The sequence below is a fragment of the Campylobacter sp. IFREMER_LSEM_CL1846 genome (assembly GCF_025772105.1).
GTDB classification, from domain to species: domain Bacteria; phylum Campylobacterota; class Campylobacteria; order Campylobacterales; family Campylobacteraceae; genus Campylobacter_D; species Campylobacter_D lari_D.
On sequence record NZ_JAKMRM010000016.1, the window covers coordinates 1 to 15,701 of the forward strand.

16 protein-coding genes are annotated in these 15,701 nt (G+C 30.1%); 4 read left to right on the forward strand and 12 right to left on the reverse strand.

Translation table 11 applies throughout. The features are described from left to right. Nucleotides 1-45: 45 nt before the first annotated feature. The 3 genes from L8W40_RS07255 to L8W40_RS07265 form a co-directional block, all read right to left on the reverse strand. Nucleotides 46-720 (reverse strand): class I SAM-dependent methyltransferase, encoded by a 675-nt coding sequence (locus L8W40_RS07255; RefSeq protein WP_318529489.1) that lies wholly within the window; start codon nucleotides 718-720, stop codon nucleotides 46-48. Between the two features lie 66 nt (nucleotides 721-786). Further along, nucleotides 787-1,458 (reverse strand): molybdate ABC transporter permease subunit, encoded by a 672-nt coding sequence (modB, locus tag L8W40_RS07260; RefSeq protein WP_263665063.1) that lies wholly within the window; start codon nucleotides 1,456-1,458, stop codon nucleotides 787-789. 32 nt (nucleotides 1,459-1,490) lie between these two features. Next, nucleotides 1,491-2,696: a saccharopine dehydrogenase family protein gene (locus tag L8W40_RS07265; RefSeq protein WP_263665064.1), complete on the reverse strand. Its 1,206-nt coding sequence runs from the start codon at nucleotides 2,694-2,696 to the stop codon at nucleotides 1,491-1,493. Nucleotides 2,697-2,830: 134 nt separating this feature from the next. On the opposite strand from L8W40_RS07265, the gene putP reads away from it, so the two are divergent. The 4 genes from putP (at nucleotide 2,831) to L8W40_RS07285 (ending at nucleotide 7,292) form a co-directional block, all read left to right on the forward strand. After that, nucleotides 2,831-4,309, forward strand: a complete 1,479-nt coding sequence (putP, locus tag L8W40_RS07270; RefSeq protein WP_263665065.1) for a sodium/proline symporter PutP — start codon at nucleotides 2,831-2,833, stop codon at nucleotides 4,307-4,309. Nucleotide 4,310: 1 nt separating this feature from the next. Then, entirely contained in the window at nucleotides 4,311-5,282 is a 972-nt protein-coding gene (locus tag L8W40_RS07275; protein WP_263665066.1) for a putative transporter, read from the forward strand. An 88-nt stretch (nucleotides 5,283-5,370) separates the two neighbouring features. Beyond that, nucleotides 5,371-6,741 (forward strand): hemolysin family protein, encoded by a 1,371-nt coding sequence (locus L8W40_RS07280; protein ID WP_133319921.1) that lies wholly within the window; start codon nucleotides 5,371-5,373, stop codon nucleotides 6,739-6,741. A gap of 68 nt (nucleotides 6,742-6,809) precedes the next feature. After that, nucleotides 6,810-7,292: a pyridoxamine 5'-phosphate oxidase family protein gene (locus L8W40_RS07285; protein ID WP_263665067.1), complete on the forward strand. Its 483-nt coding sequence runs from the start codon at nucleotides 6,810-6,812 to the stop codon at nucleotides 7,290-7,292. 31 nt (nucleotides 7,293-7,323) lie between these two features. Here L8W40_RS07285 and fusA read toward each other — a convergent pair whose 3' ends face one another. From fusA to L8W40_RS07330, 9 genes are all read right to left on the reverse strand, one after another. Continuing rightward, nucleotides 7,324-9,399: an elongation factor G gene (gene fusA / locus L8W40_RS07290; protein WP_263665068.1), complete on the reverse strand. Its 2,076-nt coding sequence runs from the start codon at nucleotides 9,397-9,399 to the stop codon at nucleotides 7,324-7,326. Between the two features lie 12 nt (nucleotides 9,400-9,411). Beyond that, nucleotides 9,412-9,882, reverse strand: coding sequence for a 30S ribosomal protein S7 (rpsG, locus tag L8W40_RS07295; RefSeq protein WP_012661188.1), 471 nt, complete (start codon nucleotides 9,880-9,882; stop codon nucleotides 9,412-9,414). Between the two features lie 67 nt (nucleotides 9,883-9,949). Continuing rightward, nucleotides 9,950-10,333 carry a 30S ribosomal protein S12 gene (gene rpsL / locus L8W40_RS07300; RefSeq protein ID WP_012661187.1) on the reverse strand — a complete coding sequence of 128 codons (384 nt, stop codon included), beginning with the start codon at nucleotides 10,331-10,333 and terminating at the stop codon, nucleotides 9,950-9,952. 73 nt (nucleotides 10,334-10,406) lie between these two features. Next, nucleotides 10,407-11,027: a CatA-like O-acetyltransferase gene (locus L8W40_RS07305; RefSeq protein WP_263665070.1), complete on the reverse strand. Its 621-nt coding sequence runs from the start codon at nucleotides 11,025-11,027 to the stop codon at nucleotides 10,407-10,409. A 63-nt stretch (nucleotides 11,028-11,090) separates the two neighbouring features. Next, entirely contained in the window at nucleotides 11,091-12,530 is a 1,440-nt protein-coding gene (aldA, locus tag L8W40_RS07310; protein ID WP_263665071.1) for an aldehyde dehydrogenase, read from the reverse strand. A gap of 13 nt (nucleotides 12,531-12,543) precedes the next feature. Then, nucleotides 12,544-12,861, reverse strand: a complete 318-nt coding sequence (locus tag L8W40_RS07315) for an L-rhamnose mutarotase (protein ID WP_133319925.1) — start codon at nucleotides 12,859-12,861, stop codon at nucleotides 12,544-12,546. Beyond that, entirely contained in the window at nucleotides 12,837-13,631 is a 795-nt protein-coding gene (locus tag L8W40_RS07320) for an amidohydrolase family protein (RefSeq protein ID WP_263660792.1), read from the reverse strand. The genes L8W40_RS07315 and L8W40_RS07320 overlap by 25 nt, the downstream gene beginning before the upstream one ends. Before the next feature lie 2 nt (nucleotides 13,632-13,633). Further along, entirely contained in the window at nucleotides 13,634-14,878 is a 1,245-nt protein-coding gene (gene fucP, locus L8W40_RS07325; RefSeq protein ID WP_263665072.1) for an L-fucose:H+ symporter permease, read from the reverse strand. Nucleotides 14,879-14,893: 15 nt separating this feature from the next. Further along, nucleotides 14,894-15,685, reverse strand: a complete 792-nt coding sequence (locus L8W40_RS07330) for an SDR family oxidoreductase (RefSeq protein ID WP_263665073.1) — start codon at nucleotides 15,683-15,685, stop codon at nucleotides 14,894-14,896. Between the last annotated feature and the right edge of the window lie 16 nt (nucleotides 15,686-15,701).

Genomic DNA, 15,701 nt, shown 5'->3' on the forward strand with positions numbered 1-15,701 from the left:
AAAGAAGGGATGATAAAGACTTAATAAAGTCTTTATCATATAAAATTATTTTTCCCCTATATAAATAAAATGCTGTATACTTCCTTCAAAATTATATAAATTTATTAATTCATAATCTCCCCAAAATAATGGTTTAAAAGGTTTAAATTTTTCTTTTAATTCTTCAATCGTATTTGTAAAATTTATATAAGTAGATTCGCCATTTAATCTTGGACTAGATTTTACCTCCACTAAACCATTATCTTTAACATCTCCTGCAACAAATTCTTGATAAGCTTTAGAGCTAATCATTGTCGCGAAAATTATTGCTCCATCATTGCATAAATCATAAAATTCTTCAATAGTTTTTTGAAAGTCTTTGTTTGGCAGATAATATAAACTTTGATTTGCAAAAATAAAATCCATTTTTACATCAAATAAATTTTTAAAACTAGAATTTGGTGTAATAACATGAAAATTATTTTCATTTATCCTAGGATCTTTTTTCCAAGTATTTTTTAAACTAGGAACAATATCTATACCATAAGCATTAATACCCCCCCCTGTTACATCTTGAAAATACTTAGAATGAACTCCATTTCCACAACCAAAATCAAGTAAATTTCCACTTGTTTTATTTAATTTGTATTTTAAGATTCTCTCATAAAATCTTATAACATGTCCATCTGGATATTGTAAGCCATACCCTTCATTGTCATATTTTTTAGTATATCCTGATATGAATTATCCATCATTTCTCCTTTAAATTTAAGATATAAATTGATTATACAATAAAATAAGTCTTTGTTATTTATTTTTTAACAAATTTACACTTAACAAAACAACAAAACTAAAAATTAAAAGTATGAGACTATAAATATGAGCTGTAGCAAAATCTAAATTTTCCATACTTTCATATATAGCAATACTAGCTACTTTTGTTTCTCCGCTTAAAGAACCACCTATCATTAATACTATACCAAACTCACCCATAGTATGTGCAAAACTTATTACTAAAGCGCTGAGTATAGCCGGTTTGATACTTGGTAAGATTACTTTAAAAAGTGTGATGAAAGAATTTTTTCCCAAAGAAAAACTTGCTTCTATAATATTTTTAGAAATTAAAGACATTGCATTATATAAAGGATTAAACATAAAAGGTAAAGAGTAAATGCAACTTGCTATTACCAAACCTTCAAAAGTAAAAGCTAAAGTGATATTAAAATATTTTTCTAAAAATTCTCCAAAAAAAGAATATTTTGAAAATAAAATCAACAAGTAAAAACCAACAACAGACGGTGGTAAAACTAAAGGTAAGGTTATTATGGTTTCTAGAATTTTTTTTGCTCTAAATTGCTTAAAAGTAAAAACCCAAGCAAGAGGTATGCAAAAACAAAACAAAATTATACAAGTAATAATAGAAAGTTTTATGGAAACTAAAAAAGGCATCCAATCTATACTTAATAATAATTGTGTCATTATTAAAACTTTCTCAAGTCAAAGACTTGAGATTATTTTCCTAAATTTGGCTCCATTTCTATAATTTTCCAAGGAAGTCCTTGAGTATTTAACTCATCCATGAAAGGTTTGGCGTCAAATTCTTCCATGTTAAACACACCTTTTCCTTGCCAAATTCCTTTAGCAATTAATTTCGTACCTATCATAGCAGGGACACCTGTAGTATAGCTTACAGCTTGTGCACCAGTTTCTTTAAAGCATTCTTCGTGATTACAAACATTGTAAATATAAACTTGCTTATCTTTTCCATTCTTTACACCACGGATTACACAACCTATATTAGTGTAACCTTTAGTACGAGGACCCAAACTAGCAGGTTCAGGAAGTAAAGTTTTTAAAAATTCTATTGGTATTATCTCTCTACCTTGATGCATAACAGGTTTAATACCTAGCATACCAACATTTTCAAGACATTTCATATGAGTTAAATAACTTTGTCCAAAAGTCATAAAAAATCTTATTCTTTTTAGACCTTTGATATTTTTTACTAAACTTTCAAGCTCCTCATGATAAAGCAAATAACTATCCTTTACTCCTACTTCAGGATAATCCCACTCCATTTTTATTTCCATAGGTTCAGTTTCTATCCATTTTCCATTTTCCCAATAACGACCCTTAGCAGATACTTCTCTTAAATTTATCTCAGGGTTAAAATTAGTTGCAAAGGCATATCCATGATCACCTGCATTACAATCTAGTATATCAATATAATGAATTTCATCAAATAAATTTTGTTGCGCATAAGCACAAAATACATTAGTAACACCTGGATCAAAACCGCTTCCTAAAAGTCCTAAAATTCCTGCTTGTTTAAACTTATCATTTCTTAACCATTGTTCTTTATATTCAAATTTAGCTAAATCAGGATGTTCATAATTTGCAGTATCTACATAGTGAATATTAGTTTGAATACACGCATCCATTAAAGCAAGATCTTGATAAGGCAAAGCCACATTTAATAAAATTTCAGCTCCTGTTTTTTTAATAAGCTCTACAACAGCAGATGTGTCATCTGCATCTATTTGCTCAGTTTGAATTTCTATACCTAAACGCTCTTTTATAAAAGCTGCTATTTCATCACATTTACTTTTAGTTCTACTTGCTAGAGTTATTTTACTAAAAACATCACTATTCATTGCACATTTTACAGTTGCAACGCGACTTACACCACCTGCACCTATAATTAAAAGATTTTTCATTAACTATCCTTAATTTTTTTGAAAATTGTAACAAAAAAACTTTATAAAGCATTGAAATAAAAAATAATTTTTATAATGTTTTTTTAAAATAAAACAAGTAAAATGATGGTTTTTTAAATTTTTTAAGGACACTTATGAATTTACAAAGTGTGGAATTTTCTTATCCTATTATTATTACTTTTATTACCTATGCATTTTTAATGCTTTTTATAGGTTTTTATTTTTACAAAAAAAATCAAAATAGTAAAGATTATTTTGTTGGAAATGCATCAATGGGGCCGGTAATATCTGCCTTAAGTGCAGGTGCTTCTGATATGAGCAGTTGGCTTTTAATGGCTTTTCCCGGTGCTTTATACGCAGCTGGATTGGGACAAATTTATATAGCCATAGGTTTAAGTTTTGGTATGTTTCTAAACTGGACCTTTGTTGCTAAAAGATTAAAGATTTTTTCTCAAATAGCCAAAGAATGTATTACAATTCCTGATTTTTTTGAAAGTCGCTTTCATGATGATAGACATATTTTAAGAAGTATTTGTGCGGTAGTTATTTTAGTATTTTTTACTATTTACATTAGTGCTGGATTAGTAAGCGGTGCTAAACTTTTTGAAAGTGTATTTAATTTGCCTTATATTTTTGCATTAAGTATTGGATTTTTAGTTATTGTTTTATATACTTTTTTAGGTGGCTATAAAGCCGTATGCTGGACTGATATGATACAAGGACTTTTAATGATGAGTTCATTAATCATCATTCCTTTTGTGATGATTTTTGAACTTGGCGGCTTTGGCGAAGCTTTTTCTACTATAAATGATGTAAAACCTCAAGCTTTTGGTTTAGATGGTGGTGGTTGGCTAGTGGTAGCATCAACCTTGGCCTGGGGACTTGGATATTTTGGCCAACCTCATATTTTAATTCGCTTTATTTCTATAAAAAATGTAAAAGAAATTCCTACTGCGACTTTTATAGGCATAACTTGGATGGTAATTTCTCTATTTGGTGCTGCTATGATAGGATTTTTAGGTATTGCTTATATAGCTAAATTTGATCTTACTTTAAATGATCCTGAAAGAATATTTATTGTAATGTCTCAAGTGCTTTTTAACCCTTGGGTGGCTGGAATTTTACTCAGTGCAATTTTAGCAGCCATTATGAGTACTGCAAGTTCTCAATTGCTAGTATGCGCTTCTAGCTTGGTGCAAGATTTTTATACACAAATCTTAAAAAGAAAAACAAATGATAAAAATATTACTTTGTTGTCACGCTTAGGTGTTTTGATTGTAGCATGTGTAGCTTTTGCACTTTCACTTGATACTCAAAGTCAAATTTTAAGCATAGTCTCTTATGCTTGGGCAGGTTTTGGAGCTAGTTTTGGAAGCGTTATTTTATTTTCTTTATTTTATAAAAATATGAGCAAAGAAGGTGCAATAGCTGGAATGGTTAGCGGGGCTTTAACTGTTGTATTTTATAAGCATTTTGGTTCAAATTTTATAGAAATTTATGAAATCATTCCTGGATTTTTAGTCGCAAGTTGTTTTATTATGATTTTTAGTATAATATTTAAAGCAAAAAAACATACAATAAAACATTATGAAAAAATGCTGAAAGAAATTTAAAATGTTTAAATCTTTTTTTTATTCTAAAAAATGGGCTTTATGGGCTTACTTGGGTCTGTTTTTTTTATTGTCTTCTTTATTAGCACAAACCTCTATTAATGTAGCAATAAATGAATGGTATAAAGAATTTTACGATGTTTTACAAGATGCAAAAAATCATAGCATAAATGATTTTTATTATTTTATTAAACAATTTTTATATTTAGCACTGCCTTATGTATTAATCGCTACTATCACGCAATATTTTGGAAGCATATATGCTTTTAAATGGCGCGAGGCTATGACTTTTGATTATATTAAATTTTGGCAAAAAAAAGATGATAACATAGAAGGTAGTTCACAAAGAATTCAAGAAGATATCTATAATTTTTCAAAAATCATAGAAAGTTTAGGGTTAGCTTTTGTCAAAGCAATTATGACTTTAGTTGCTTTTGTGCCAATTTTATGGATGTTAAGCGCACATGTTAATTTACCTATCTTAAAAGATATTAATGGCTCTTTAGTATGGATTGCATTTTTGGTTTCTTTAGGAGGTTTAGTTATATCATGGTTTGTAGGTATAAAACTACCTGGACTAGAATATAACAATCAAAAAGCCGAAGCTGCTTTTAGAAAAGAACTTGTTTTTGCTGAAGATGATAGAAAAAATTACGCAAGCAATGAAAGTATTTTAAGTTTATTTACCGGGCTTAAAATCAATTATAAAAGATTATTTTTACATTATGGGTATTTTAATATATGGCTTTATTTATTTGAGCAAATCATGGTTATAGTGCCCTTTTTAATCATGGCTCCAAGTTTATTTTTAGGACTTATACAACTTGGAATTATCATACAAGTTGGTAATGCTTTTGACCAGGTTAGATCTTCATTTAGCATTTTTATCACCAACTGGACAACTATCACACAGCTTCGTAGTATTTACAAGCGTTTAGATGAATTTGAAAAAAATATAGAATATAGAAAACATTAAATTAATTTAAAATATATCATTATTTTTAAGCTAATTTTATAGTTTTGATTTGATATAATTTTGCGAAATTTTATTAAAGGAGTTTTTTTTGGACCCCAGTCAATCTTTAGACTTAAATCAAACACTACCTACTGTTGCCTCTATTGATATAGGCTATTCTACTTTTATGATTCTTGTTGCATTAGCTTTAGTGCTTTTAAATGGATTTTTTGTTTTATCTGAATTTGCTATTGTTAAAGTGCGTAGATCAAAACTTGAAGAAATGGTAAAAGAGAAAAAACGCAATGCAAAAAAAGCTTTGGAAGTCACTTCAAAACTAGATACTTATTTAAGTGCTTGCCAACTTGGTATTACGCTAAGCTCTCTTGCTCTTGGTTGGATAGGCGAACCTGCTATTGCTAAAATTCTTGAAGTTCCTCTAGCAAATTTAGGTTTAGCTCCAGCATTAATCCATACCATAGCATTTATTATTGCTTTTGCTATTATCACATTATTGCATGTTGTGCTAGGCGAGTTGGTTCCAAAAAGCATTGCTATAGCCATTGCAGATAGAGCTGTTTTATGGGTTGCAAGACCATTGCATTTGTTTTGGTTACTTTTCTTACCTTTCATTAAAACATTTGACTTTTTAGCTGCAGTTTCTTTAAAAATTATAGGTATAAAACCTGCCAAAGAACACGAATTAAGTCACTCTGAAGAAGAGATTAAATTTATTGCGAGTGAAAGCCAAAAAGGTGGAGTTTTGGATGAATTTGAAACTGAAATCATACGCAATGCTGTCGATTTTTCAGATACAGTAGCAAAAGAAATCATGACACCTAGAAAAGATATGATTTGTCTTAATAAACAAAAAAGCTATGAAGAAAATATGCAAATAGTTTGTCAGTATAAACATACACGCTTTCCATATATAGATGGTTCTAAAGATATCATTTTAGGTATGGTGCATATTAGAGACATTATGCAAAATGAACTTAGCAAAGATAAGAAAAATTTAGATGATTTTCTAATCAAAATGATCCTAGTTCCAGAAAATATTAGTATATCTAAAGTTCTTTTTATGATGAATAAAGAACAAGTACATACAGCATTAGTAGTAGATGAATATGGTGGAACCGCTGGTCTTTTAACTATGGAAGATATTATGGAAGAAATTGTTGGTGATATTAACGATGAGCATGATGATTCTAGTCCACATTTTAAAAAGCTTGCAGAAAACATTTATGAATTTCAAGGAAGATATGAAATTAGCGAAGTAGAAGAAATGCTTGATATACGCTTTAATGAAGAATTAGAACAAGTCACTATAGGTGGATATGTTTTCAATCTTTTAGGACGCTTACCGGTGGTTGGAGATAGAATAGAAGATGAATTTTGCTACTACGAAGTCAAAAAGATGGATGGAAATAGCATAGAACGCATTAAAGTTGTACGCAAAAATACTGATGAAGAAGAGTAGCAAACTCTTCTTTTTACTTTTCTATAACCCTCAAATCTTATTCATTTTAACTTACAAGGAAAATTTTTATGCAACTACATGATGAAATTAATCAATTTATACAAGAATGCAAAAGCATTATGATATCGTCTTTAAATTTAAACAATCAAACCATATGTTCATATACTCCTATTATAAAAAACAAAAATGACTTTTATATTTATATTAGTGAAATTGCCGAACACTTTGAAGGAGTAAATTACAATAATAAAAACATAGAAATTATGTTTATAGAAGATGAAAAAGATTGCATATCAATCTTTGCAAGAAAAAGGCTTAAATTTAGAGTAGAGAGTGTAGAAATAACAAGAGATAATCAGCTATTTGAACAAGTATTAAATACTTATGAAAATGAAAACAATAAAGAAATAATCCAAGTCATTAAAAATATGCAAGATTTTCATTTATTTCAACTTATACTGAAAAATGGAAGATATGTTAAAGGTTTTGGAAAAGCATATGAAATTAATGAAGGAACAATTAATTTAATTAATTCAAAAGGATATAAATAATTCAAGATGAGCTTTTGCCCATCTTGATAGATTAACCATTTCTTTTTTTGATAATTTCTTCAGAAACATTTTTTGGAACTTCATCATAGTGATCAAATTCCATAGAATAAGTAGCACGGCCTTGAGTTTGACTTCTAAGATCGGTTGAGTAACCAAACATCTCGGCCAAAGGACAAAATGCCGTAATAATTTTATTACCACCTCTTTCATCCATTGAATTTACTTGACCACGGCGTTTATTTAAATCACCAATAACATCACCCATATATTCTTCTGGAGTTTCAACTTCAACTTTCATCATAGGTTCTAAGATTACAGCACCTGCTTTTCTAGCACCTTCTTTAAAGCCCATAGAAGCTGCAAGTTTAAATGCCATTTCAGAAGAATCCACTTCGTGGTAACTTCCATCATAAACAGTTACTTTAACATCTTCAACAGGGTATCCTGCTAAAACACCATTTTGTAATGCTTCTTGAACACCTTTATCAACTGCTGGAATATATTCTTTTGGAATTACCCCACCTTTGATATCATTTACAAATTCATATCCACTACCTGGTTCAAGTGGCTCAAGTCTTAAGAATACATGACCATATTGTCCACGACCACCTGATTGTTTAGCGTATTTGTATTCTTGTTCAACTGTTTTTCTAATAGTTTCACGGTAAGCAACTTGAGGTTGACCTACTTCGGCTTCAACTTTAAATTCACGAAGCATTCTATCAACGATAATTTCCAAGTGAAGCTCGCCCATACCTGAAATGATAGTTTGACCACTTTCTTCATCTGTTGAAACTCTAAAGCTTGGATCTTCTTGAGCTAATTTATTTAAAGCAATAGACATTTTTTCTTGATCTGCTTTTGTTTTAGGCTCAACAGCAACTGAAATAACAGGATCTGGAAAATCCATTCTCTCTAAAATAACCTTATCTTTTTCACTTGCCAAAGTATCACCGGTTAGTGTGTCTTTAAGTCCAACAACCGCTCCAATTTCTCCTGCATATAAAGTTTTAATCTCTTCTCTTTTATTAGAGTGCATTTTCAAAAGACGACCGATTCTTTCTTTTTTATCTTTTGTTGAGTTGTATGCATAAGAACCGCTTTCTAAACTTCCCCTATACACACGAACGAAAGTTAATTGTCCAACAAAAGGATCAGTCATAATTTTAAATGCTAGGCCTGCAAACTCACCATCATCAGTTGATTTTACAGAAACTTCCGTACCGTCTTCATATTCACCTTTAATATTAGCAACTTCATCAGGAGCTGGTAAATAAGCAACAACAGCATCAAGTAATGGCTGAACACCTTTATTTTTAAAAGCTGTACCACAAAGCATAGGAACCATAGAAAGACTTAAACATCCTGCTTTAATACCTGCTTTGATTTCTTCTTGAGTAAGCTCTTCACCACCTAGGTATTTTTCCATTAATTCATCACTTGTTTCAGAAACCGCTTCTATCATTTTTGTGCGATATTCTTCAGCCTTCTCTTTAAGTTCAGCTGGAATTTCTTTTTCTACATAATCAGTTGGTTTATTTTCATCTTCCCATACCAAAGCTTTCATGGTAATAAGATCAATTACACCTTTGAAATTATCTTCAGTACCGATTGGAATTTGAAGTGGGACTGGGTTACCTTTCAAACGATTTTTGATTTGTTCTTCAACATTAAAGAAATTTGCACCAATTCTGTCCATTTTATTTACAAAAACAATTCTTGGAACACCGTATTTATTAGCTTGTCTCCATACAGTTTCTGATTGTGGTTGAACTCCACCTACTGAACAAAACACCGCAACTGCACCATCTAAAACACGCATTGATCTTTCAACTTCAATTGTAAAGTCAACGTGACCTGGAGTGTCTATAAGGTTAATTTGATGGTTTTTCCAAAAACAAGTTGTAGCAGCAGAAGTAATTGTGATACCTCTTTCTTTTTCTTGCTCCATCCAGTCCATTGTAGCTGCACCATCATGCACCTCACCAATTTTATGGCTCATACCTGTAAAGAAAAGAATTCTCTCACTAGTAGTTGTTTTACCTGCATCAATATGAGCTGCGATACCTATATTTCTAACTCTTTTTAAAGGAGTACTTCTTGACATATTTTACTCCTCTTACCAGCGATAATGAGCAAATGCTTTATTAGCTTCTGCCATTTTATAAGTATCTTCTTTCTTCTTGAATGAAGCACCTTTGCTATTAGCTGCATCTAATAATTCTGCTGCTAATTTTTCTATCATAGTTCTTTCGCTTCTTTTTCTAGCAAAAGAAATAATCCATCTTATAGCTAAAGCTTGTTGTCTAGCTGGGCGTACTTCTACTGGCACTTGATAAGTAGCACCACCAACACGACGAGATTTAACTTCTAATAAAGGCTTAATATTTTCAATAGCATCATTAAAAATTTCTATACCTTTTTTTTCTCCACCTTTTTTATCGATAGCTTCTAAAGCACCATACATAATAGTCGTAGCTGTGCTTTTTTTACCATCATACATTAAAGAATTAATGAATTTTGTGATTACTTTGTTTCCATAAATCGGATCTGGCAAGACTTCTCTTACCGGAGCTTTTCTTCTTCTCATAATTTTCCTTCAAATTTATAATTTTACTCAAACAAAATCAAATCTAACGGATTTGTCTGCAATTTTATTACTTAGCTGCTGCTTTAGGGCGTTTCGCACCATATTTAGAACGAGAAACAGTTCTTTTTGCAACACCTGCAGTATCTAAGGCACCGCGAACAATGTGATACTTAACACCTGGTAAGTCTTTTACCCTACCACCACGCACTAAAACAATGCTGTGTTCTTGTAGGTTGTGACCTTCACCACCGATATAACTAATAACTTCAAAGCCACTTGTAAGTCTTACTTTGGCAACTTTTCTTAACGCTGAGTTTGGTTTTTTAGGGGTTGTTGTATAAACCCTAGTGCAAACTCCCCTTCTTTGTGGACAATTTTTAAGCGCTGGAGATTTAGATTTCTCTAAAACTTTTTTGCGCTCTTTTCTAACCAATTGATTTATGGTAGGCACAATAATTCCTTTCTTTAAAAAAAAATGTAATAAACTTTGGATAATATCTAAATTTTACTTACAAAAATATAAACTAAAAACAATTTAAATCTTTTTGCAAATTTTCTAAAAACAAACTCACATGATAAGCATCGGCGCTTGCGTGATTTACATTAATACTTAGTGGAATAAAACATTGATTTTTTTCCTTGATAATTTTCCCACTTGTAAGAATAGGAAAAAAATAATTTTCTTTTTTAGGTAAATGTAAAGAGAAATTCTCAAAATTTATCCAAGGGATTGCTGAAATATTAAAAGAATTTTTAATATTCTCTTTTACAAACATAGTGTTTTCTTTAATGAATTGTTTATCTTGCTCGAAATTATGTAAAAAGTTTTGAAAATCTTCATTAAATTCAGTCCATAAAACACAAAAAGTCTTTGATTTTTCACAAAAAGCGGTATAACTTGGATGGATAATATCAAAACAAATTAATTTATCATCCTCTAAGTATAATTTAAATTCAGGTATTAAATTAACATTTTTACTTAAAAAATAGATAAAACTACCATAAAAAGAATATTTTTGATTTTTAACAAAAGAATAAAATTTACTAATATCTAATTTAACATTTAATTCAAAATAGCAGGGAAATTTAGTATAAAATTCAAAATGCTCTTTTCTTGAGTAAGTTTTTAAATCTATAATCTTCAAATTATTATCCTTTAAATTTAAAGATTATAGCAAATCCTATCTAAAAAATAGATAGGATTGAAATCATTGTTTATCGGTATTGTATTGCAAATAAACCACATGGGTAGCTAAATACTCTTCAAGACCATGTTTTCCATCAGCTCCACCTATGCCACTTTTTCTAAAACCTGCATGAAATCCTTGCATTGCTTCAAAATTTTCACGGTTAATATAAGTTTCACCAAATTTTATTTCTCTACTAGCTCTCATTGCTATATCTAAATTTTGTGTATAAATAGAACTTGTCAGTCCATATTCACAATCATTTGCCATGTCAATTGCCTCATCAAGTGTATCAAATTTAGTAATTGGTAAAATCGGAGCAAAAATTTCTTTTTGCATGATCTCATCTTCATGCTTAACATTTGTAAGAACGCTTGCAGGAAAATAATATCCGCTTGTATCGGTGATTTTTCCACCGCATTCTACAACCGCTCCTTTATTTGTAGCTCTCTCAAGCATTGCTAAAGCATTATCAACACCTGCTTGATTCACAAGCGGACCCATATCAAAATCGCCTTTCAAAGTGTTTCCAACACTTACTTTACTCATGGCTTTTACAAATTTATCTACAAATTCATCATAAACACTTGTATGCACATAAGCTCTTTCGGCACAATTGCAAACTTGTCCGTTATTGCAAATTCTACTTGCCTTAATCGCTTCTACCGCTAAATCAATATCTGCATCTTTACACACTATAGCCGGTGCCTTTCCGCCAAGTTCTAGAGAAACCTTAATGATATTTTTAGCTGCAGCTTCCATCACTCTAGTTCCTGCTTCAACACTCCCTGTAAGACTTACCATACCTATGTTTTCATTACTTGATAATTCATGTCCTACCACACTACCCTTACCTGCAACTAAATTAAATACACCTTTTGGTAAAGAACTTTGCGAGACAAGCTTTGCAAATTCAAAAGCATTATTTGGAGTTTCACTGCTTGGTTTTATAACAATGGTGTTGCCTGTTAGTAAAGCAGGCGCCATCTTTCTTGCGATTAGAAAAAATGGAAAATTCCAAGGTAAAATTCCACCAATTACACCAATGGCGCTTTTATATAAATATATATGTTCATTAGCTCTATCACTTTGTATAATTTCGCCTTCATACCTTCTAGCCCATTCAGCAGTATAATCCATATAATCTGCCGTAAAATTAATCTCTACACTAGCTAAAGCTCTAGTTTTTCCTTGCTCTTGCATTAAAATTTCTGTTAAAAAATTAGCATTTTTGCGTATTAAACTAGCTATTTCTCTTAAATGATTTGCTCTTTCAATTGCTGGTTTAGCTTCCCAATTTTTTTGTGCTTTTTTAGCTACTTCAATTGCTCTTTGTGTATCTTCTAAAGAAGCACTTGCTACTCTTGATATTACTTCTTTAGTAGCGGGATTTAAAACTTCTATAAATTCACCATTGTGTGAGATAAATTCGCCATCAATATAATTTAAATAAGTTGTCATTTTTTCTCCTTTTTTAATCTAAATGAAATACTTCTTCCATATTTAGCCACTTTTGTCCTGCATGAGCTAAAGATATTTGGCAGGGATCTGTAACTTTCCACCATTGTTGTGTATTTTTATCTTTTGCCATCTTAGCCATATCTGCATCAAAATCAACACCTGTATATTCAAAATATGCAAACAAATATTCTCCAAATAAATAAATAGAATAATTTTGTATATTACATTCTTTAATCATCTCACAAACACCTTTATAAGGCTTTGCATGAAGATCTTTATACTCTTGTATTTTTTCCTTTTTAATTTTTATAATTTGACCATATCTTTGCACCTATCCTCCTTATAAATTGATAAAGCATTTTTATAAAATATCTTGTCCAAATCTTTAAAAATATTTCCTTCTATGATAAATTTAGCCCATTTAGCTGGAGCTATTTTTGCCACAGGATAATTACTACCAAATATAAATTTATCTTCACTAAAAACATTCTTTAAAAATGAAAAACATTGAGATATAAAATCTCTATGAATTTTTATCGTAAAATCATCTGGTACGGAAATTTTTATCCATAAATTTGGGAAATCTTTTAATTTATGTAATATTTTTTTATATTCATCAAAATAGTTAATTTTAGGACTGCCCATATGATTTAAAACTACTTTTAAATTAGGATTATCAAATAAAAACTTTTCCAATATCCAAAGCTCTTCATTTTTCATGCAAGCTTCAAAAGGTATATTAAAAACATTTAGAAGTTCTAATTTTTCTTTAAAATCTGCTTCAAATAGTCTCTTAGCACCCTTTTTACTAGTATGCATTACCTCTCTAAAAGCACATAAGTGTTCTTTGTACTTTAAATCAGCTAAACAAATAAAAATACCATGTTCTTGTTTTTGCTTTAATGCAAATAAAGCTTCTTTTTCCAAATCATCACTATTTGTTTCAACATACATCGCACCTAAAAAATCAAATTCTTTATACTCATTTTTTGCCCTTAAAAAATCATAATTTTGTTCCAATCTATTATTGCCTTTTATCCACGAAATAGGCATTTTACTTAAATCCCAAAGATGCAAATGAGAATCAAAAATTTTTTGCATTTTTAAGCCTTTATTTTAGAACCAAAAAAACCATACCATGATACATATAAAAATAATGGGGCCATAGCCAAATATCCCATGCTTGTTCCAAAATAATCATTAATTAAACCCATGATAATAGGCATAATAGCACCACCAACTATACTCATAACAAGTAAAGAACCACCTAATTTCACTTGATTAAAAGGAAGATTTTTTGTTGCAACTGCAAAAATAGTAGGAAAAGAAATGGACATAAAGAAAAATAATGCAATTAAAATAACTATACTAATAAATCCGCTAGCAAAATACAAGCATACACATAAAATCACATTAATAAAAGAATACCATCCTAAAATAGTCTCACCTTTAATTTTCTTCATCAAAGGCGTAGAAAGAATACGACCTAACATAAAAGCAATTAAAGCCATCGAAAAATAATAAGCCCCTTGTTCATCTTTTAGATTTTCATTATGCTCACTAAGGTAATTTATAAAAAAAGCTCCTGCACTAACTTGATTTGCTATATACAAAAATTGTGCTAGCAATCCAAAATTAAAATGTTTATGCTTAAAAACTCCAATAGGTTTTGAGGTATCTTTTTGTTCATAATCACTACTTACTGCTGATCCTTCTGGAATTTTATTCAATGCAAAAGCAATCAAGATCAAAATAACAATTGCTGCAATACCAACATACACTAGCTGGACATTACCCATATTAGCAAGTAACGCAGCTTCTATTTGTTCTTTACTTGCACCTTCTTCTTGTTTTGTAATAGATAAAAACAAAGCTCCACCTATAATAGGTCCTAAAAATTGACCCAAACCATTAAAACTTTGAGCAGCATTAATTCTAAAACTAGCATTTTTCTCATCACCAAGTTTTACCATATAAGGATTAGCACTAGTTTCCAAAGAACCAATACCGCAAGCTAAAATAAAAAAAGCAAATAAAAATAAGTAAAAATTAGCTAAATTTGTAGCTGGAATAATCAATAAACAACCTATTGCATACAAGATTAACCCAAAAATAATACCAATTTTATAAGAGTATTTATTTGCTATATATCCAGCAGGTAATGCTATGATAAAATAAGCACCAAAATAAGCGAGTTGCAAAAATCCACTTTCATGTTGAGTGATATGTAAATGATTTTGAAAATTCTTATTCATCACATCAATCAGCCCATAACTAACTCCCCATAAAAAGAAAAGAGAAGTTACTAAAATAATTGCTATTTTTATATTTTTAGAGTTATTTAACATATATCCTCCTTATTATTAAATTTCATCCCAATTTAGAGCTCTATCCAAATGGATATATCCACCATCAGGAGTTAAAATTTGTCCTGTTGTGTGTGAAGCAAGAGGACTTAGTGTAAAAACTGCTGTGTTTGCTATTTCTTCTATAGTTGTAAAACGATGACCTAATGGTATGCATTTTGCTATTTTTTTATATTGAGCTTTTGGATTTGGAAAATTTGACAACCATTTTTCATAAAGAGGAGTCATAACTTCAGCCGGTGCTATAGCATTAACTCTAATATTATCTTTTGCAAAAGCGCAAGCCCATTCTCTTGTAAAACCTATTTGAGCAGCTTTTGCTGAAGCATAAGCTGAAGTTCTACCTTGTCCTGTTAAGCCGGTTTTACTTGTGATATTTAATATACTTCCTTGTTGCTTTTTAATATATGGTAAGCATTCTTTAGTCATAGTATAATAATGAAAAAGATTATTTTCATAAGATTTAATTAATTCTTCAGTTGTAGCATCTTCTATATGTAAATTATCATTTGCTCCAGCATTATTAACCAAAGCATAAATTCCACCATATATATTAACAACACTTTTAACAAGTGTTGAAATTTGTTCTGTATTTTTTAAATCTATTTGATAAAATCCATAATTTCCGCAAATGTCTTTTAGCTCATCATCTTTTTCTTTAGAAATTTCACTTCTTGAAAAAATAATTGGAATCCCACCTTCTAAAGCCCATAATTTAGCAATACCATAACCAATCCCTTTAGCACCACCTGTGATGATACAAATTTTGTTTTTAATTTTTAAATCCATAATATATCCTTTTTTA